An 18295-nucleotide genomic window follows, 5' to 3' on the forward strand; every position below is an offset into this window, starting at 1 on the left:
GTATTCATTTATCGAATTTGTGAGGTTTCAAGCCATTCGCTATTCCAGAGCTTGCAGTTTCTCAGCAATCATGCCGAGCTTGCTTCGCGTCTCTTCCGGCAGTCCGTCGTTTTCCGACAGAGCTTCCAGTTCGCGAATTTCGTGCAATCGGCTTTCGTGCCGCTTTAGCAGCTCAAGCTTCGCTTCATAATTCTCCAGCGTCTGCTCAGCCCGCTTAATGTGTTCGTACACCGCCTGGCGGCTAATTTCGAATTCCGCAGCGATCTCGCCCAGCGAGAAATCGTCGTGAAAATAATACTTCAGGAAAGTCTGCTGCTTCTCTGTCAACAATCGTTCATAGAAAGCGAACAGCAGGTTGATTCGATTCGTCTTTTCCAGACGATTTTCTTGACTCATCCGGAACGCCCCTCTCGTCAAGGCCAAACACTTTACACATCAATCAACGTTCCCTATCATACCGAAAACAAAAGAAGATGTCAAGCGTTTGTGCTTAACATCTTTAAGGTTTAATAAAATTTGTTTTTCTGCATGCCGATCCGTCTATTTCACAGTAATAATGACCCGCTGATAATGCTTAAGATTATGCGCTCCGTCGTCTTGCACTTCCGCAATCATGTGGATTGTATCGCCTCGCTCGGCATCCTTTGGAACGCGGAAACTCATGACAGCCGTGTCGGCGTTCCGCATGCCGATCTTATTGCGATGTTCACCTTCGGCTTTTTCCCGATGAAGTCCGAGCAAGAGGTCACCGGCCATTTCCTTCACAACTTCCATAGGTTCCACCGGGGAATCGTTGTAAGTATCCGCTTCGTGATAACGCCACCAGCGATAACTCAGATTGTCGCCGTCCGGATCACTTCCTGTTGCATGCAGCGTTACGTATTGTCCGGGAGATGCCGTAATATCCAGTCCTTCTTTTATGCTCAGCACAGGATTATGATTGGCTTCCGAATATTCCGAAGCAATTGCCCAATCCGCTCTTGCAGCAAAATCGTTCTGAATATCATCGAACCAGCGCATCAACGTATATTCGGCTTCATAACGTGTAGTGTATACGTCGTAATCCAGCACATTATTGCGATACAGTGTATCGTTGACTTTCCCGAAGCGTCCGCCCCAGCCGCCGTAACTTGGGTCTTCCATACTGCGCAGCCCGTTATCGATCAGATAGAAGAAGGACGGAGAATCGCCTTCGGAAATAAAATCGTACCGGTTATATTGAGGATTGGCAGCCAAATACTCTTCGCTTCCGCGCTGCTCTTCGATCAGTTCTCCCTCGATCATCTTTCCGTCGCCCATTAACGCGTACAAATCAAGCAGCGGCCCATGTCCGTTTCCAATGTTTTCAAAATTCCACTTCCCCTGCAGTTTATCGTTCACCGCGGGCGTATGGTACTGCCAAGCGTAGGCGAAGTGCCAGAAGTTTGATTGGTCGTTGAGAATGCGGATGTCCGGCCAGCTTTTGGCAATATATTCGTTGTAGCTGTCGTCCTGGTCCAAAATAATGTACACCACCAGCTTATCACTGACTTTCTTCTGAATTTCCGCCCACTGCGCCGTTCCTTTATATTGTTCTTCGATCGATTTCAATGCGCGTGCCGTCGTGTTTGTACCGCCCCATGTCTGAACGTAGAGATCACGCGGATCGTTGTCGAGAAACAGTTCCTTCAAAAATTCCGAGCCTTCCGTTACCTCTTCCATTTCGCCTTTGTAGCTGATATTGCCGATTTTCGTCACGCTGCGTAAATAATCGGGAGTCGGATAACCGTCGGCATGCTTGATCAGATTCGGATAGGCCTGCGCGTAGGCATCAATCATATCGGTTAGCCACTGTGTTCCTGTCCAGCGGTAGGGCTCGATATTTTTGGCCGAGTCCCCTGCATAATGATATACCGAGCTGGTAAGGACAATGCCTGCCAGGTCTACCTCATTGGCATAAAGCAGAAAACGCAGCATCGAGTTCATGTCGTCGACTTCTCCATCGTTCGTAATGACCGTTCTGGCTTGGTTTTGCTTTAACTGTGCGTTTTGTTCCACAGCCGGCCGCACAGCTGTGCCCTCACTCCCCATTCCCTGAGATGCTGTCGTCGCATAAGCCTGTGCGCTGCCTCCTACAGCCAGTACGGCGCTCAAGTTCAATACAGCCAGCATCTTCCCCCATCTTACTTTGTTCATTCTTCTGCACCCTCTCTTTTTGTTTTTTACCGGTCATACAATTGTTCCGTAAGGGCCCCTTTTACGCAAAAAAACCTGATCGCCACAGCATCTCCCAGGGGAACGCCGCAGCAATCAGGTTTTGCCTGCATGACCAGTCACAATCCTATTTAAAGAATAAGGGAGAATAAATCAAATGTAAACGGTTTATTTTAGAGATATGAGGGTAAGACAGCGGATTTTTAAATTCAATTTCGGAAAAAACGTCATCCACTGAAGTCCGTTTCTTATTTCGATTTCTGGCTCGCAGGTACGAGTAAGCCGCTTTTCACATGCACTTTTAGATGACACGTCCTCCCTCAAAGCCTGCTTCCTTAATTTGATTGAACCGCTCGCGGGTAAGAAAAAGAAGCCGGTTGAATCGTCCGGCTTCTTTTTCGGTCTATTGGAACTCGCTTTTGGATTTAAGGAAGCAGGTACATCAGAATACAGAAGAAATGAAGAATACTTCCCGCCAAAACGAACAAATGCCAAATCGCATGGTGATACGGGAAGCCCCGCCATACGTAAAAGACTGTACCAACCGTATACATAAGACCGCCGGCGACGAGCAGATGAATGCCCTCCGCCGGAATGGCTTGAGTCAGCGCACCCCAGGCAAGCACGATCAGCCAGCCCATCAGCAGATAGAACAGCGTTGAGATGAACAGAAACTTTTTCACAAAAAAGGCTTTGAACACAACTCCGCCGATCGCAATCCCCCACACAAGTCCGAACAGTGTCCAGCCGAGTGTTCCACGAACCGCTACCAACATGAACGGCGTATAGGTACCCGCAATATATAGGTAGATTGAAGAATGGTCCATGAACTCGAAAAAGTCCTTCACTTTGCCTTCGGGAAAACTGTGCACAAGCGTCGAACTCGTGTAGAGCAGCAGCATCGTAACGCCGTAGACGGTAAAACTTACAACATGCCAGGCATTGCCTTTAGCAGTCGCAAAAACAATCAACAAAACGAGCGCCACAATACTGAGAACGGCTCCGATTCCGTGTGTAACCGCATTGGCAACTTCTTCCCGGCGGGAATACGTATGCGTATTAGCCATAGAGGCATTCCTCCTTCTCTTTAAAATGATACATTTTCATCTGATGTGCATCATTTTCAGAAACATCATATTTCGATTATACCGGCTTCCTCTGCGCATTACTACTTTGGACCCTTCGCTTGGCAGTTGAAACAGCATGCAATATGCAGTTGTCGGCTGCCTGTCATATTCGGCTGCGCTCGCAGCCGATTCTTATTCGGGCTGCTGCGGCTCTCCGTTCTCGTCGACCAACTCTTCCTCGATCAATCCGGCAAACAAGGCATGAACAAACTGCTCGGAATCGAATTCCTGAAGATCTTCCATCTTTTCGCCGAGACCGACCAGCTTCACCGGAATATTCAATTCCTGACGGATCGCAACGACGATGCCACCTTTGGCTGTTCCGTCAAGTTTCGTCAGCACAAGGCCGGTCACGCCGCTCTTCTCGCCGAACAATTTGGCTTGGCTCAATGCGTTCTGTCCCGTCGTCGCATCAAGTACCATCAGCACCTCATGCGGTGCGCCCGGAATTTCGCGCTGAATGACACGGAAAATTTTGTTCAGCTCATCCATCAGGTTGGTCTTGTTCTGCAGACGTCCTGCCGTGTCGCAGATCAGTACGTCTACACGGCGCTGTTTCGCGGCTTGAACGGCATCATACATAACCGCAGCCGGATCGGAACCGGAACCCTGCTTGATTACCTCGACGCCTGTACGGGTTCCCCATACTTCAAGCTGCTCAATTGCTCCGGCACGGAACGTATCACCGGCCGCAAGCAGTACTTTTTTGCCTTCGTTTTTGAACTTATGTGCTAATTTGCCGATTGTCGTCGTTTTTCCGACTCCATTGACACCGACGAATAGAATGACGGTCGGGCCATCAGGGTTCATCTTGATCGAATTGTCTTCCTCGCCCCGCAGCAGTTCGACGAGCTTCTCGGACAATACCGGACGCAGCTCGCTCGCATCGTTCAAACGACGCTTTTTGACTTCGACGCGCAGATCGTCAATCAATTCCATGACCGTGTTGACGCCTACGTCTGCACCGATCAGAATCTCTTCCAATTCTTCATAAAATTCTTCGTCGATCTTGCGGCGGCGGACCATCAGGCTCGATACGCGATCCACAAAACCTTTACGTGTTTTCTCCAGGCCGTCCTTAAACTGTTTGGTGACCGTCTCGGTTTTACCCGCAATGCTTTCTTTCAACTTGCGAAAAAAGCTCATACTCTAGTTCCTCCAGTCATAGATGTGAATTCTCAGGCAATTCCGACTTCCTCGTCTTCCAATCGTACCGAAACCAGCTTCGACACGCCGCCTTCTTCCATCGTTACGCCGTACAGCACGTCCGCTTCTTCCATCGTTCCTTTGCGGTGAGTTACAACGATGAACTGTGTCTGCTCTGCAAATTCTCGCAAGTATTGGGCAAAACGGGTAACGTTCGCTTCATCAAGCGCCGCTTCTACTTCATCCAGTACACAGAAAGGCACCGGTTTGACGTGCAGAATGGCGAACAGCAGCGCCATTGCCGTCAGTGCACGCTCCCCGCCCGACAGCAGCTGCAGGTTTTGCAGTTTCTTTCCCGGAGGCTGAGCGACAATATCGATACCGGTCTCCAGCAGGTTTTCCGGATTCAGCAGCACCAGATCGGCGCGGCCTCCGCCGAACAGCTTGGAGAACACTGCACCGAACTGCCGCCGGATTGCGTCGAATGTCACTTTGAAGCGCTTTGACATCTCATCGTCCATTTCGCGGATTACCAGATACAGCTGAGCTTTCGCTTCCATAAGATCGTTTTTCTGTTCGCTGAGGAATTCGTAACGTTCGCCTACCCGCTCGTATTCTTCGATTGCACCCAGATTGACTTCGCCGAGCATCGTCATTTTGCGCTTGATTTCCCGTACATCCAGACGTGCTGATTCCGGATCTTCCGGTACCTCGTAACGCTGCTTGGCGAGCTCATAGCCGATCCCATATTCTTCGGTCAGCTTCTGCAGCGTATTTTCCAGCTCCACATCCAGACGCGCGGCCTGAATTTCCGTGTGCCGAATATGCTCTTCAACCGTCTTCAGTTCACTGCGCTGCTTGTGCGTCTCGCTCTCGCGCTCTTCAAGCTTGGTCTGGCACTGCAGACGTTCCCCGCGCTTCTCCTCAAGCCGTTCCTGCGTACCGCTCTTCAGCTCTTTGGCTTCTCGCAGTTCCCGGACATGCTCCTCGGCGTCCCGGCGATTTGCCGCAAGTTCCGCTTCCGCGGCGCGCAGCATCTTTCGCCGATCGGCCAGTTGGCTGGAGAACGTGCCGGTCTCTTCGCCCAGACGGCCAAGACGCTCTTCAAGCGAAGCGGTCTCTTGACTCAAGCGACTTTCCTGAACCCGCAGCTCCGTAAGCTTATCCTGCAGTTCTTCCTTGGCCGATTCGCTCGCCTTGCGCGCAAATTCGGCCGCTGCAATCGCTTGGCGGATCGACGTTTCTTCGGCTTCCAATTCCTTCAGACGTTCTTCTGCAAGCTTGCGGTTCTCGCCGGCACTTTCCAGCTCCTCGGTATAACCCGAGCGTTCCTCCCCATGCAGCGCAAACTGCTCGTTTACATGTCGAAGTCCGTGCTCAGTCTGCTTCAGTTCACCATCAAGCCGCTGTTCTTCCGCACGCAGGGAGTCGCCCTTCTCGCGCAGTGCCGACAATCTCTGTTCACTCGCCTCGGCCAACTCGCCGTTTTCGCGTTCCTCGCGAGCCAGACGCGCGATCTCCCGCTCGCTTTCCTTGATATCGAGTTCCAACTGCTCCAACGCCCTTTTGCGTCCGAGCAGACTGCCGCCGCGCCGGTTCTGGCTGCCGCCTGTCATTGAGCCGCCGGCATTGACAACGTCGCCGTCCAGTGTGACGACACGGTAACGGTAATTCAGGCGCGATGCGATCCTATTTGCGTCTTCCAACGTTTCGGCAACGACCAATCCGCCGAGCAGGCTGCCGACAATGCCGGCATACCGCTCATCGGCTTCGACCAGTTCCGCACCGATCCCGACAAAGCCTTCGGCGCCGCTGGCCGCACGCTTATCGCTTTCGGACATATGCCGTGGACGAATAACGTCCAGCGGCAGGAAAGTCGCACGCCCAAGCTGACGCTGCTTCAAGTAACCGATCGCTTTTCGCGACACGGCTTCATTTTCCATTACGACATGCTGAAGTGACGCCCCAAGCGCCGTCTCGATCGCGGTCTCGACCTTTTGCGGAACGCGGATCAACTCCGCTACCGCTCCGTGTACCCCTTCAAGCTGAAGGCTGCGCGATGCTTTGAGCACTTCTTTAACTCCGACCATAAAACCTTCGAAATCTTCCTGCATCTCCTGCATCGTATCGCGGCGGGATACCAACGCTTCGCGCTTTTGTTCCCATTTGCGTGCGGCAGACGAGCTTTCGGATACGTTTTTTTGCAGCGTATGCAGTTTCTCGCTCTCTTCGATATACGAACGGCGCAGCGATGCAATATCAGCGGATGCCTGCTGAAGCGCAGCTTGGCGATCGGCTAATTCCTGCTCCAAGCGCTTCTTCTCCGCTTCCCAGCGTCCGGATTCTTCATCAACACGGTTCATGCGCCGCATGACGCCTTCCCTCTGTTGATCGGCGTAGCGAATCTCATTGCGGGTCTGTGCCATCTTGTTCATCAGCTCGAGCAATTCGCCTTTTAATTTCTCTTCCTGCTCATGGCTTACGCCTTCGGTTACGCCCGTCAGCTTGGCCTGCTCCGCCGACAGTTCGCTGCGAAGCCGCTCCAGTTCCAGACGTGCCGCGTCAAGCTTATTTTGTACGAAAAGGCCTTCCTGCTTGCGCTGGTCAAAACGCTCGCCTTCGTTCTCGATCGCTTCCTTCAACTGTTCGCGCGACTGCTCCAAATTGCGGCGGCGCTCCTCAAGGAGCTGCGCATAGCCTTCCGATTTCTCGGACAGTTCGCTGTAGCGAAGCAGCCGTCCCTGCAGCTCTTCAATCTCAGCTTCCACCGCACGCAGTGCCTGCCGTTCGCTGTCCAGTGTCCGATCATGCTGTTCCACAATTGCGGCCAGACGTTCGCGCTGACGTTCAAGCTCCGCCAGCTTTCCGCTTGCTTCGGTCCAAGCTTCATGAATCTCGCCAATCTGATACACGAACAGAGCGATCTCCTTGTCTTTCAGCTCTTCCTTCAGCGCTTTATACCGCTGAGCTTTCTCGGCCTGCGCCTTCAGCGGTCCGATCTGATCTTCCAGCTCCGTAACCAGATCATGAATGCGAAGCAGGTTCTGTTCCGTATCGGCCAGCTTACGGTTTGCTTCCTTTTTGCGCGATTTATATTTGACGATGCCTGACGCTTCTTCGAAAATACCACGGCGGTCTTCCGAGCGTGTGCTCAAAATTTCCTCGATTCGCCCTTGTCCGATAATGGAGTAGGCTTCTTTGCCGATGCCCGTATCCATAAACAGCTCGGTAATGTCTTTCAGACGGCACGGCTGTCGGTTGATCAGATATTCGCTGTCTCCGCTCCGATGGACCCGTCTTGTAACCGTCACTTCGGAAAAATCAAGCGGAAGCATATGATCGGTGTTATCGAGTGTCAGGGATACTTCGCCGTAATTGACCGCTTTTCGAGCATCGCTGCCTGCAAAAATAATATCTTCCATCTTTCCGCCGCGCAGACTTTTGGCACTTTGTTCCCCCAGTACCCAGCGAATGCCGTCAGAAATGTTACTTTTTCCACTTCCGTTCGGACCGACAACCGCAGTAATACCGCGAACAAATTCCATTTCCGTTTTGTCGGCGAACGATTTGAATCCGGCGAGTTCGATCCTTTTCAAATACATGACCGGTGCTCACCTCCCCTTATAGTGTTAATCCTTAGCTGGCTATAGTTTTGGTGCTTGGCTGGCTTGCTTCGGTTAAGTGTAAGCTTAGGCCCGCCTGAATCGCACTTGAACCGTGTGCGTTTCAGACAGGCCTAAGCCTTGATTCAGGCGAAGCAAGATTCTACAACGAAAAAGAGCAAAAAGCGGCCTAGGCATACTCGGATAATTCCGACTTAAAGCTTGCGGCCGCTCTTTGCTCTTCACTTGTATCATGGCGTGTGGCATACGCGCCCTACAATTTCAGCGTTTCCAGTGCCGCAGCCGCGGCCTGCTGCTCGGCTTCCTTCTTGGAACGTCCCATCCCGCGGCCCAAGCTGCGTTCGCCCATATAGACTTCCGAGACAAACTCCCGCTCGTGCGCCGGACCGCGCTCTTCCACAATCCGGTACTCGAGTACGCCGAGGTTATGATGCTGGGTCAGTTCCTGAAGTTCCGTTTTGAAATCGCTCATTTGCAGTTTCCCGTCCCATGCGACCTGAGGGAATACATAACGGTCGAGGAAACCTCTTACCGCTTCCAACCCCTGGTCCAGATACAGCGCACCTACGAACGATTCAAACACGTCCGCAAGCAGAGCCGGACGGCTGCGGCCGCCCGTCAGCTCTTCGCCTTTGCCCAGTAGGACATAGGCACCGAAGTTCAGTGCTTCAGCGAACTTGACCAGCGAAGGTTCACAGACGATTGCCGCACGCAGCTTGGTCAGCTCTCCTTCCGGGCGACCGGGAAAACGGTTGTAGAGAAATTCCGACACCGTCAGCTCTAGTACCGCGTCGCCCAAAAATTCGAGCCGCTCATTATCATGATGCTGACTGAACCGGTGTTCATTGACATACGACGCATGTGTAAAAGCCTGTTTAAGCAGAGGCTTGTCCACAAATTGGATTCCTAGTTTCTGCTGCAGTTGTTTCAGATCTCCGCTCAACACCCCGACTCCTTACGCTTCGAATTTTTTGAGAATGACGGAAGCGTTATGGCCTCCGAACCCGAACGAGTTGGACATGACCACATTCAAGTCCGCTTTACGGGCCGTATTCGGCACATAGTCCAGATCGCATGCTTCGTCCTGATTGTCGATATTGATCGTTGGCGCCAGCATTTGATGTTCCAACGACAGGGCGCAAATGACCGCTTCCACTCCGCCGGCCGCGCCGAGCAGGTGTCCGGTCATCGACTTGGTTGAGCTGACCGCAATTTTGTAGGCGTGGTCGCCGAGCGCTTTTTTGACTGCCGTCGTTTCCGACTTGTCGCCGGCCGGCGTCGACGTACCGTGCGCATTGATGTAGTCCAGATCTTCCGACTGAAGTCCGGCACTTTTCAGCGCCATTTTCATGCATCGCGCCGCGCCGTCTGGATCCGGATCAGTCATGTGATGCGCATCCGCGCTCAAGCCGTAACCAACCACTTCCGCATAAATATGCGCACCACGGGCCTGTGCATGTTCCAGAGATTCCAGAACGAATACTCCGGCTCCTTCACCCATAACAAATCCGTCACGGTCTTTATCAAACGGACGGCTTGCTTTGGACGGCTCTTCATTGCGTGTGGACATCGCCCGCATTGCACAGAAACCTGCCAGTCCCGTCGGACGAATTGTCGCTTCCGCTCCGCCGCAGATCATTGCATCGGCATCGCCGCGCGCAATCAACCTGAAGGAATCGCCGATCGAATGCGTACCCGTTGCGCAGGCCGTTACGACCGACGTATTCGGGCCTTTAGCACCCAGCTTAATCGATACGTCGCCGGAACCCATATTCGCAATCATCATTGGAATAAAGAACGGGCTTACCCGCTTTGGTCCTTTTTGCATCAGCGTCGTGAACTGGTCTTCCCAAGTTCCAAGGCCGCCGATACCCGAACCGACAATAACTCCGATCCGTTCCGCTTCGACCGTATCGCCGATCTTCAGGCCGCTGTCCTGCAGCGCCTGCGTGGAGGCCGCATAGGCGAACTGCACATAGCGGTCCATCTTACGTGCTTCCTTGCGCTCTACGTAATCTTCCGGATTGAAGTCGTGAATCTCCGCGGCAATCTGCGTCGGATACTCGCTGACATCAAAGCTCTCGATTTTCGAGATCCCCGATTTGCCTGCGAGCAAACTGTTCCAAAACGTTTCCACGTCCTTGCCGAGGGAAGTCACGACTCCCATACCGGTAACGACTACTCTGTGCTGCTGTTCCATATGGGTCACCTCTATAGTTTACGAATCCCCGATGAGGGGCCTCTTATTTTATTCCATAATGAAGGAGAAGTCCCGAGCCGGCTTTTATAAAAAAGCGCGGAGCGGGACTTTTAAACGCCCTTAGGTATGAGATTGTATGTAGCTAACAACATCACCTACGGTCGTGATCTTCTCTGCGTCTTCGTCAGAGATTTCCATGTCAAACTCGTCTTCAAGCTCCATTACCAATTCGACCACGTCGAGCGAGTCCGCTCCGAGATCTTCCTTGAAAGAAGCCGTCGGCGTAACTTCCGCTTCGTCGGCACCAAGACGGTCCACAACGATACGCGTTACGCGCTCTTGTACATCAGACATCCGATTCACCTCCTCTTCAAATGGTATTATACGAGAAGCTCCGCCAAAATGCCACTGTTTGCGAAATGCCACTGCAAACAAGTGTTTGACAGCCCCTCCCATCAATGGTTCACATATACATGCCGCCGTCGACATGCAGGACTTGTCCTGTCATATACGAAGCGTCAGGCGAAACCAGAAAAGCAACGGCCGTCGCGACTTCCTCCGGACGGCCGAGGCGGTTCAGCGGAATACTGCCCAGCAGCCCCGTCTTGATTTCCTCTGACAGTACATCCGTCATGTCCGTATCGATGAAGCCGGGAGCGACACAGTTTACCGTGATGCCTCGGCTGCTGAATTCGCGCGCGCACGATTTCGTCATGCCGATTACACCGGCTTTGGCAGCCGTATAGTTAACCTGTCCGGCATTACCGATCGCACCTACAACCGACGAGATATTGACGATTTTTCCCGAGCGCTGCTTCATCATTGAACGGGACGCCGCTTTGATGCAGTTAAATACGCCTTTAAGATTTGTCTCGATCACGTCGTCGAATTCTTCTTCCTTCATACGCATAACCAAGTTGTCGCGGGTAATGCCCGCATTGTTGATCAGAATGTCGAGACTGCCGAATTCCGCAGATACCGCTTTGATCAGCTCGTCCGCTTCCGCACTCTTGCCAACGTTCGCTTTGAAGGCAGCCGCTTTGACGCCCAACGCTTCCAGCTCACGTACCACTTCGAGTGCCGCCGCTTCGTTGCCCGCATAGTTGACTGCGACATTGGCGCCGCGGCGTCCCAGCTCAAGTGCGATCGCTTTGCCAATACCGCGTGAAGCGCCCGTTACAAGTGCATTCTGCCCTTTAATTGGTTGTTCCATGTTAACCTCCTCTTCGGCGCGTCTCTTGCTGCTGCACAGCGGCAGCAGGGAACGTCCTGAAAATAAGTCGCATCCGTAAGTTTCGCTCTCTAAGTTTCAATCTCTAAGTTTTGAGCTCTAATTTTTAATGTATAAATTCCAAATTGTAAGTTCCGGTCCATAAAGTTCGAGCTGATTCGTTCTCCCGAAACCTTTTTTTCTGGTCGGACCGGGCTTTGCTTACGCCAGCGCTTCGGCAAGCGCATCTGCGCTTTCCAAACTATTCACACTAAAAATCCGTACGGACTTATCAATCTTTTTGATCAGACCGCTCAATACATTTCCAGGTCCAATCTCGATAAAGGTATCGACACCTTCTCCGATCAACCACTGTACGCTGTCTTCCCACAGTACCGGGGAATAAACCTGACTGATCAAGGATTCACGAATGTCTTCCGCACCGGTTACTGGACGGGCGCCGACATTTGCGACAACCGGTACGGAACCGGTATTGAACGTTATGCCGGCCAGCTTTTCACCCAGCTGTTCCGCCGCTTCCTTCATCAGCGAAGAGTGAAACGGGCCGCTAACTTCAAGCGGAATCGCCCGCTTGGCGCCGATTTCTTTGACACGGGCAATCAGCGCTTCCACACCTTCCGAAGATCCGGATACGACGATTTGACCTGGGCAGTTGATGTTCGCCGGCTCCACGACCGTCCCGGATGCCGAAATTTCGGCACACAGCTCGGCAAGCTTCGTTCGTTCCGCACCGAGAACCGCCGCCATAGCGCCGCGTCCTCCCGGAACAGCAGCTTCCATGAATTGTCCGCGGGCACGGACTGTCGATACCGCATCTTCGAACGAAAGTACGCCAGCTGCCGCCAACGCACTGTATTCGCCCAGACTGTGGCCGGCCGCGTAATCGGCTTCGATCCCTTTTGCCTTTACGGCCTGCAGCAAAGCCAGACTAGCCGTCAGAAGTGCCGGCTGCGTATTGGCCGTCTGCTTTAGATCTTCAGCAGGGCCTTCGAAGACCAGCTTCGTCAAGTCAAATCCGAGCGCTTTATCCGCCGTTTCGAACAGGGACTTGGCTTCCGGCAGCGCATCGTAAACGTCGCGGGCCATGCCTACGCTCTGTGCGCCCTGACCGGGAAATACAAATGCAATTTTACCCATTGCAAACTCTCCTACCTTCCGTTGACATTAATCCTTTACAAGACCTGGCTTACCAGATCAGAGCCGCTCCGCCCCAAGTCAGACCGCCGCCGAATCCGACCATAATCACCCGATCGCCTTCTTTGACCCGACCTTCTTCGACCGCTTCTACCAATGCCAGCGGAATCGAAGCTGCCGACGTGTTGGCATACTTGTCCACGTTGATCATCACCCGGTCTTCCGACAGATCCAAACGCTGCATCGCAGACTGAATGATTCGGATATTGGCCTGATGCGGAATAAACAAGTCGATGTCTTCCTTGGTCATCTCCGCTTTACGCAGCACTTCTTCGGTCGCCGTCCCCATAACCCGCACTGCGAATTTGAAAACATCGCGACCGTTCATTTGAATAAAATGCTGACGTTGATCAATCGTTTCCTGCGAAGCCGGAAGACGGGAACCGCCCGCTGCCTGCTGCAGCAGACCACCACCCGCTCCTTCGGCTCCCAGATCAAATGACTGGAATCCGCGTCCTTCCGGTACTTCGCCGAGAATGACTGCTCCTGCGCCGTCACCGAACAGTACGCAGGTATTGCGGTCGGTGTAATCGGTAATGCGCGACAGAGTGTCCGCGCCGATAACCAGGGCATTGTTATACATTCCGTTCTGAATAAAGCCGGTTGCGGCCGCAAGGCTGTAGACAAAGCCCGAGCAGGCCGCGCCAAGATCGAATGCCGCCGCTTTCTTGGCACCCAACTTGTCCTGCAAAATGCAGGCCGTCGAAGGGAAAGACGTATCCGGAGTAACTGTCGCTACGATGATCAGATCCAGCTGATCGGCTGTCATTCCCGCCGACTCCAATGCATGAACCGCCGCTTCGTAAGCCAGATCGGAAGTCGCTTGTTCCGGTGCCGCGATATGACGCTCCCGGATTCCTGTGCGACTGACAATCCATTCGTCGTTCGTATCCACCATTTTTTCGAGCTCCGCATTGTCCAGGATACGCTCCGGTACATATTTGCCCGTTCCGATCACGCCGACCGGCCGTAAATTCTTCATCTTTATGTCACTCACTTCCCGCTGATTTGCTGATTCACACTTTCCATACTTGCCGAAATACTCTCGACAAGATGATGTTCCAATGCCGTACGTGTCTGCCGAACCGCATTCTTGATCGCTTCGGCGTCGGAGGATCCGTGCGCTTTGATAACAAGACCGTTAAGTCCGAGCAGCGGCGCTCCGCCATGCTCCTTGTAATCCATTTTCGACTTGAGACCGCGAAGTTGGGGCATGACAAGCGCAGCACCGATCTTTGCCTTGAATGATGAAGTTAGTTCTTTCTTGAGCAGCTTGAATACGGCCCCCGCTGTTCCTTCAAGCGATTTAAGCATGATGTTGCCGGCAAAGCCATCGCAGACGAGAACGTCGCAGACACCGTCCAGAATGTCGCGGGCTTCGACATTGCCGACAAAATTTACCGGCAGTTCCGAAATCAGCGGAAACGCCGCTTTCGTCAGTTCGTTGCCTTTGCCCGGCTCCGTTCCGACATTCAGCAGGCCGACTCGCGGACGCTCGATACCGTGTACCTTTTCCCGGTAGAGGCTGCCCATCAGCGCATACTGCGCCAGATGCTCGGGTTTGGCGTCCATGTTGGCGCCCAGATCAAGTGCAAGCGTACCGCGTCCATCCTCGTCCAATGATGGAATCATTGGCGCCAATGCCGGACGCTCCACGCCGTTCATTCGACCGACGACAAGCAGTCCAGCCGTCATCAATGCACCAGTGTTGCCCGCCGAGATCATGGCGTCGGCTTCGCCTTCCTTGACCATACGTCCGGCCACAACCATCGAAGCGTCTTTCTTGCGGCGAACAGCCTTGACCGGCTCGTCATCGCCAGAAATAACTTCGCCTGCATGGACAATTTCAAGATTTGGCCTGCCCTCGCCAATCAGCGGCTTGAGCTTGACCTCGTCGCCAACGAGCTTGATGGTGATGTCGCTCCATTCGGCAGCCGCCGCAAGTGCTCCCGCTGCCGCACTTTCCGGTGCATGATCCCCGCCCATGGCGTCTATTGCAATAATCATTTCCGAATCCTCCCTGTGCGTTGACCTCGTTCTAGTTTTGGTTTTCGTTTGACGCTTCCGAATTCCCGGAACTTCACTCGGTCAACGCGTTCGTGACCGGGTTACCGGCTCTTGTCGTCGGATCGGTAAATAATGAAATTCCCTTGAAAGACCATTTCTTCGCCGACATAAGACAGCACTTCGACTTTGGCTCTGCCCGCCTTGCCCGGACTGCTCCGCACATACGCTTTGGCGATACACTTCTCGCCAAGATGGATCGGACGGACAAATCGCAGATCCGCAGAAGCGGTAAGTGCGATCTCATCGTTGATGACTGCAACAGCCAACGAATTGGCCTGGGCGAAAATATGATGTCCGCGCGCAATCTGCGTGCGGCTGAATACATGTTCCTCGCGAATTTCAAAAATCGAAATGCCGCTCCGGTCAAGCTGAAGATCGATAATATCGCCGATGACTTCTTCCGCAGCCAGCGACCGCACCTGATCGTACGACCGTTCCGCCATCAGCTTCATTCGCTCGCGGAGCTCAGGAATCCCGAGCTCCATCCGGTCGAGACGAATAGTCTGAATGCTGACTTTGAGACGGCGGGTCAGTTCCCGGTCGGTTACGAACGGATTCTCGTCGATCAGTTCGACGAGCCTCTGCTGGCGCTGACGTTTTGGTAAACGTTCGATGCCGGTCTCCTCCTTATGCCGACGTCCGCAAGGGCGCCGGCCGTTCCTGAACCGCCTGATTAAGGCTTGCTGTTTGTACGTTGTCCCCCATCATGCCGAACAACGTACGGATCCGATATTCGCGCCCGTCTCCGGGCCGCTTCCCCTTTGAATCAAAGACTTCGCGCGGGCTGCGCAATCAAGTGCGCTTATTATGTATAACCGGCGCAAAAACTTTTTAGAACCTGGTACTAACCGCTAGTATAAAGCATTCTTTTCAAAAAAGAAAGAGGTCAGCAGAAACACCCCTAGGAATCACACGCTCGGTAGGTTTAAAAAAGTAAAAATTCCATAAGAAAAAGCCCCGCCAAAGGCGAGGCTTTCTACAGACCGGTTAGCCGGCCTGTTCCTGAGAATCTTTAAAGACTACGAGTCGACAGGCCCCGCCAAATTGATGTTCAAGCTGCCGAAATAACGGGAACTCGTTCTTCAAAAGCGGCACTCATCTTCTCATAAGTTCCTTATTGGGAAATAACTTCTCTGGATTTGTAAGTTCCGCAAACTTTGCATACGTGGTGAGCCAGTTTCAGCTCTCCGCATTGTTCGCACTTCACCATGCCCGGCACCGCCAGCTTGAAATGCGTGCGGCGCTTGTCGCGGCGTGTCTTGGACGTTCTCCGTTGAGGTACTGCCATGTTTAACACCTCCTTATTCAAGTCAACCGGCCCGAAGGCCGGAATTTAGCCTGAAACGCTGTGCGCTCATGCTCATTCCAAAACAAAGAAATGCAACGAAAAAGCCGGATGGTTCTCCGTTTCTCGTAATAATCGCTCATTTCGGGACAAGCACTTACTTAAAGAAATCTTTGAGTCCGGCAAGCCGGGGGTCGATTACCGTATTGTCGCATCCGCAGGCCGTTTCGTTCAGATTGGTTCCACATGTCTGGCATAGACCTTTGCAGTCTTTCTTGCAGAGCGGAGAGTTGGGCACGCCCAGCGTCACATACTCTTCCAAGTACGGTGTCAGCAGAACTTCGTCCACACTCGCGAGGATCATATCCTCATCATCTTCAAGATCGGCCTCGCCCTCTTCACGCTCCTTAAACCGTTCATCGAACGGAATATCAAGCTTAATGTGGGCGGGTTCCAAACAGCGCGAGCAAACCATATCCAAATGTCCCGAAAGCGTTCCGCGTACTTCTACCAATCCATCCATCGTCGGGTAAGCCGTCAGATCGGCATGGAAAGGAGCAGCGGAGATTACATCCGTGCGACCTTCGATTGATCGTTCAATCGGCACACTGCCGTCCAAACGAACCGGTTCGCCGTTTTGAATCGTTCTGCGCATATGCAGACGCATATTCATCACTCCAAACAAACAAAGTTATTATATCGACTTTACTTCCGTTTTGTCAACCGTCAGTCAAGTATTTTTCATTTACGCCCTTTTCGGCGCCCAGCGCGGCTTAAGAGAGTGTTTCACCCTTTCGCCGAAGCCTTCACGCGTGTAAGCTAGAAGAAGTGTGCGCGAATTCCGTTATCCGCTCTTGTCCTCCGCGGAATCACCAGCCTGTTTGAAAATTCAACGAGCTCGGCAATACCGGACGAATGTTTATTCTACCATATATTTTCTTCCTTGTTAAGAGAGGAGACGTGTTCTTTCATGAAAACAGTCGGTTTAATTGTCGAATACAACCCGTTTCACAACGGACATCTGCTGCACCTGAAGCGCTCGCTCGAAATTTCAGGCGCTGAAGCCTCGGTCGCCGTTATGAGCGGGCCATTTACTCAGCGCGGCGAACCCGCCCTGCTATCCAAGCGCGCCCGCGCCGAAATGGCTTTGGCTGCCGGCGTAGATCTTGTGCTGGAATTACCCGTTTTATACGCTCTGCAGCCTGCGGAATGGTTCGCTTTCGGCGCTGTGTCGCTGCTTGATGCGACCGGAGTCGTGGACAGCATGTGCTTTGGCAGCGAGAGCGGCGAGATCGCGCCGCTGGAGGAGCTGGCTTCGCGCATGCAGGGCGGCGAATCGCCGGCCATGCGCGAAGCACTGCGTCAGGCCCTGAATGCGGGCCTGAGCTACCCGGCCGCCTATGCGAAGGCGGCCTCTGGGCAGGACGGCGGCCATTCCGCCGCGGCCGCCGCCCTGCTGGGCAATCCGAACGATACGCTCGGATTGCATTACGTGCTGGCGCTGCGCCGCCTCGCCAGCGGGATCACGCCGCTCGCCGTGCGGCGCGAGCAGGCCGGCTACCATGATGCCGACCTGCCCGTCGGCGGAGCCATCGCCAGCGCGACGGCAGTGCGCGCGGCTCTCGCGCGCGGGGCGGACGGCCTTGAACAGGCCGCCCCTTACCTGCCTCCCTCCTCGCTGCGCGTGCTTCGCCGCGAAGCGCAGGCCGGCCGCATGCTGGCGGACGGCTGGGAGGCGCTGGCGCAGCCTCTATTGGCCGCGCTCATCACCCGCGCGCCGGAAGAGCTGGCCCTCGTCCCGGAAGCCGCCGAGGGCTTAGAGCACCGCATCGCGGCCGCGCTGCCGCGCCTGCCCGAACCGGGCGTAGAGGCGCTGCTCGCCGCGATCAAGACCAAGCGCTATACGCGCACCCGTCTTCAGCGGCTGCTGGCGCATGCGCTTCTGAACCATCGCGGTCCCATGTTTGACCGCGAAAGCCTCTCCTCCGGACCGCAGTATCTCCGCGTGCTCGGCTTTTCGCCGAAAGGCCGCCAACTGCTCAAAAACATGAAAAAAACGGCGAAACTGCCGGTTGTCGTCCGGGCCGCGGATTGTTCCCATCCGCAGCTTACGCTCGACATCCAAGCTTCCGCCGTTCACGGTTCGGCTTTTCCATCTCCTCAAGTCCGGGAAATGTATGCCGACTATTATGCACCGCCGGTCACTGAATTTTAATTCCCTGACCGGGA

Annotated in this window: 16 protein-coding genes; 1 reads left to right on the forward strand and 15 read right to left on the reverse strand. The window is 53.7% G+C overall.

Features of this window, described 5'->3' with window-relative positions:
• Positions 1-39: 39 nt before the first annotated feature.
• The 15 genes from ylxM to F456_RS0100715 all read right to left on the reverse strand — a co-directional run bounded on the left by ylxM (position 40) and on the right by F456_RS0100715 (position 16733).
• Complete coding sequence (ylxM, locus tag F456_RS0100645; protein WP_018975063.1) at positions 40-396, reverse strand: YlxM family DNA-binding protein; 357 nt, start codon at positions 394-396, stop codon at positions 40-42.
• A gap of 144 nt (positions 397-540) precedes the next feature.
• Complete coding sequence (locus tag F456_RS0100650) at positions 541-2175, reverse strand: DUF1593 domain-containing protein (protein ID WP_018975064.1); 1635 nt, start codon at positions 2173-2175, stop codon at positions 541-543.
• Positions 2176-2618: 443 nt separating this feature from the next.
• The gene (trhA, locus tag F456_RS0100655; protein WP_018975065.1) at positions 2619-3260 is read right to left on the reverse strand and encodes a PAQR family membrane homeostasis protein TrhA; all 642 of its coding nucleotides are present in this window, start codon (positions 3258-3260) and stop codon (positions 2619-2621) included.
• Between the two features lie 192 nt (positions 3261-3452).
• Positions 3453-4466 carry a signal recognition particle-docking protein FtsY gene (gene ftsY / locus F456_RS0100660; protein WP_018975066.1) on the reverse strand — a complete coding sequence of 338 codons (1014 nt, stop codon included), beginning with the start codon at positions 4464-4466 and terminating at the stop codon, positions 3453-3455.
• A 32-nt stretch (positions 4467-4498) separates the two neighbouring features.
• On the reverse strand, positions 4499-8068 hold the full coding sequence (gene smc / locus F456_RS0100665) for a chromosome segregation protein SMC (protein ID WP_018975067.1): 3570 nt from the start codon (positions 8066-8068) through the stop codon (positions 4499-4501).
• 274 nt (positions 8069-8342) lie between these two features.
• The gene (gene rnc / locus F456_RS0100670) at positions 8343-9032 is read right to left on the reverse strand and encodes a ribonuclease III (RefSeq protein WP_018975068.1); all 690 of its coding nucleotides are present in this window, start codon (positions 9030-9032) and stop codon (positions 8343-8345) included.
• Positions 9033-9044: 12 nt separating this feature from the next.
• Positions 9045-10289 carry a beta-ketoacyl-ACP synthase II gene (gene fabF / locus F456_RS0100675; protein WP_018975069.1) on the reverse strand — a complete coding sequence of 415 codons (1245 nt, stop codon included), beginning with the start codon at positions 10287-10289 and terminating at the stop codon, positions 9045-9047.
• A gap of 120 nt (positions 10290-10409) precedes the next feature.
• On the reverse strand, positions 10410-10643 hold the full coding sequence (gene acpP, locus F456_RS0100680; protein ID WP_018975070.1) for an acyl carrier protein: 234 nt from the start codon (positions 10641-10643) through the stop codon (positions 10410-10412).
• A gap of 109 nt (positions 10644-10752) precedes the next feature.
• The gene (gene fabG, locus F456_RS0100685) at positions 10753-11502 is read right to left on the reverse strand and encodes a 3-oxoacyl-[acyl-carrier-protein] reductase (RefSeq protein ID WP_018975071.1); all 750 of its coding nucleotides are present in this window, start codon (positions 11500-11502) and stop codon (positions 10753-10755) included.
• 219 nt (positions 11503-11721) lie between these two features.
• Positions 11722-12657 (reverse strand): ACP S-malonyltransferase, encoded by a 936-nt coding sequence (gene fabD / locus F456_RS0100690; protein WP_018975072.1) that lies wholly within the window; start codon positions 12655-12657, stop codon positions 11722-11724.
• A gap of 49 nt (positions 12658-12706) precedes the next feature.
• A complete protein-coding gene (locus F456_RS0100695; protein WP_018975073.1) occupies positions 12707-13696 on the reverse strand; it encodes a beta-ketoacyl-ACP synthase III in 990 nt (329 codons plus the stop codon).
• Positions 13697-13707: 11 nt separating this feature from the next.
• Positions 13708-14721 (reverse strand): phosphate acyltransferase PlsX, encoded by a 1014-nt coding sequence (plsX, locus tag F456_RS0100700; RefSeq protein ID WP_018975074.1) that lies wholly within the window; start codon positions 14719-14721, stop codon positions 13708-13710.
• A gap of 101 nt (positions 14722-14822) precedes the next feature.
• On the reverse strand, positions 14823-15395 hold the full coding sequence (gene fapR / locus F456_RS0100705) for a transcription factor FapR (RefSeq protein ID WP_026293563.1): 573 nt from the start codon (positions 15393-15395) through the stop codon (positions 14823-14825).
• A gap of 500 nt (positions 15396-15895) precedes the next feature.
• Positions 15896-16069, reverse strand: a complete 174-nt coding sequence (gene rpmF, locus F456_RS0100710) for a 50S ribosomal protein L32 (protein ID WP_018975076.1) — start codon at positions 16067-16069, stop codon at positions 15896-15898.
• 154 nt (positions 16070-16223) lie between these two features.
• Positions 16224-16733: a YceD family protein gene (locus tag F456_RS0100715; protein ID WP_018975077.1), complete on the reverse strand. Its 510-nt coding sequence runs from the start codon at positions 16731-16733 to the stop codon at positions 16224-16226.
• A 303-nt stretch (positions 16734-17036) separates the two neighbouring features.
• On the opposite strand from F456_RS0100715, the gene F456_RS0100720 reads away from it, so the two are divergent.
• A complete protein-coding gene (locus F456_RS0100720) occupies positions 17037-18281 on the forward strand; it encodes a nucleotidyltransferase (protein WP_018975078.1) in 1245 nt (414 codons plus the stop codon).
• The last annotated feature ends 14 nt before the right edge of the window (positions 18282-18295 follow it).

Source organism: Saccharibacillus kuerlensis DSM 22868, from assembly GCF_000378145.1.
Lineage (GTDB): Bacteria > Bacillota > Bacilli > Paenibacillales > Paenibacillaceae > Saccharibacillus > Saccharibacillus kuerlensis.

Excerpts from the sequence above, each read along its gene's own strand:
- ftsY (WP_018975066.1), bottom strand. The coding sequence starts at position 4,466 with ATGAGCTTTTTTCGCAAGTTGAAAGAAAGCATTGCGGGTAAAACCGAG.
- F456_RS0100695 (WP_018975073.1), bottom strand. The coding sequence starts at position 13,696 with ATGAAGAATTTACGGCCGGTCGGCGTGATCGGAACGGGCAAATATGTA.
- F456_RS0100715 (WP_018975077.1), bottom strand. The coding sequence starts at position 16,733 with ATGCGTCTGCATATGCGCAGAACGATTCAAAACGGCGAACCGGTTCGT.
- F456_RS0100650 (WP_018975064.1), bottom strand. The coding sequence starts at position 2,175 with ATGAACAAAGTAAGATGGGGGAAGATGCTGGCTGTATTGAACTTGAGC.
- smc (WP_018975067.1), bottom strand. The coding sequence starts at position 8,068 with ATGTATTTGAAAAGGATCGAACTCGCCGGATTCAAATCGTTCGCCGAC.
- fabG (WP_018975071.1), bottom strand. The coding sequence starts at position 11,502 with ATGGAACAACCAATTAAAGGGCAGAATGCACTTGTAACGGGCGCTTCA.
- ylxM (WP_018975063.1), bottom strand. The coding sequence starts at position 396 with ATGAGTCAAGAAAATCGTCTGGAAAAGACGAATCGAATCAACCTGCTG.
- fabF (WP_018975069.1), bottom strand. The coding sequence starts at position 10,289 with ATGGAACAGCAGCACAGAGTAGTCGTTACCGGTATGGGAGTCGTGACT.
- trhA (WP_018975065.1), bottom strand. The coding sequence starts at position 3,260 with ATGGCTAATACGCATACGTATTCCCGCCGGGAAGAAGTTGCCAATGCG.
- fabD (WP_018975072.1), bottom strand. The coding sequence starts at position 12,657 with ATGGGTAAAATTGCATTTGTATTTCCCGGTCAGGGCGCACAGAGCGTA.
- F456_RS0100720 (WP_018975078.1), top strand. The coding sequence starts at position 17,037 with ATGAAAACAGTCGGTTTAATTGTCGAATACAACCCGTTTCACAACGGA.
- plsX (WP_018975074.1), bottom strand. The coding sequence starts at position 14,721 with ATGATTATTGCAATAGACGCCATGGGCGGGGATCATGCACCGGAAAGT.
- rpmF (WP_018975076.1), bottom strand. The coding sequence starts at position 16,069 with ATGGCAGTACCTCAACGGAGAACGTCCAAGACACGCCGCGACAAGCGC.
- acpP (WP_018975070.1), bottom strand. The coding sequence starts at position 10,643 with ATGTCTGATGTACAAGAGCGCGTAACGCGTATCGTTGTGGACCGTCTT.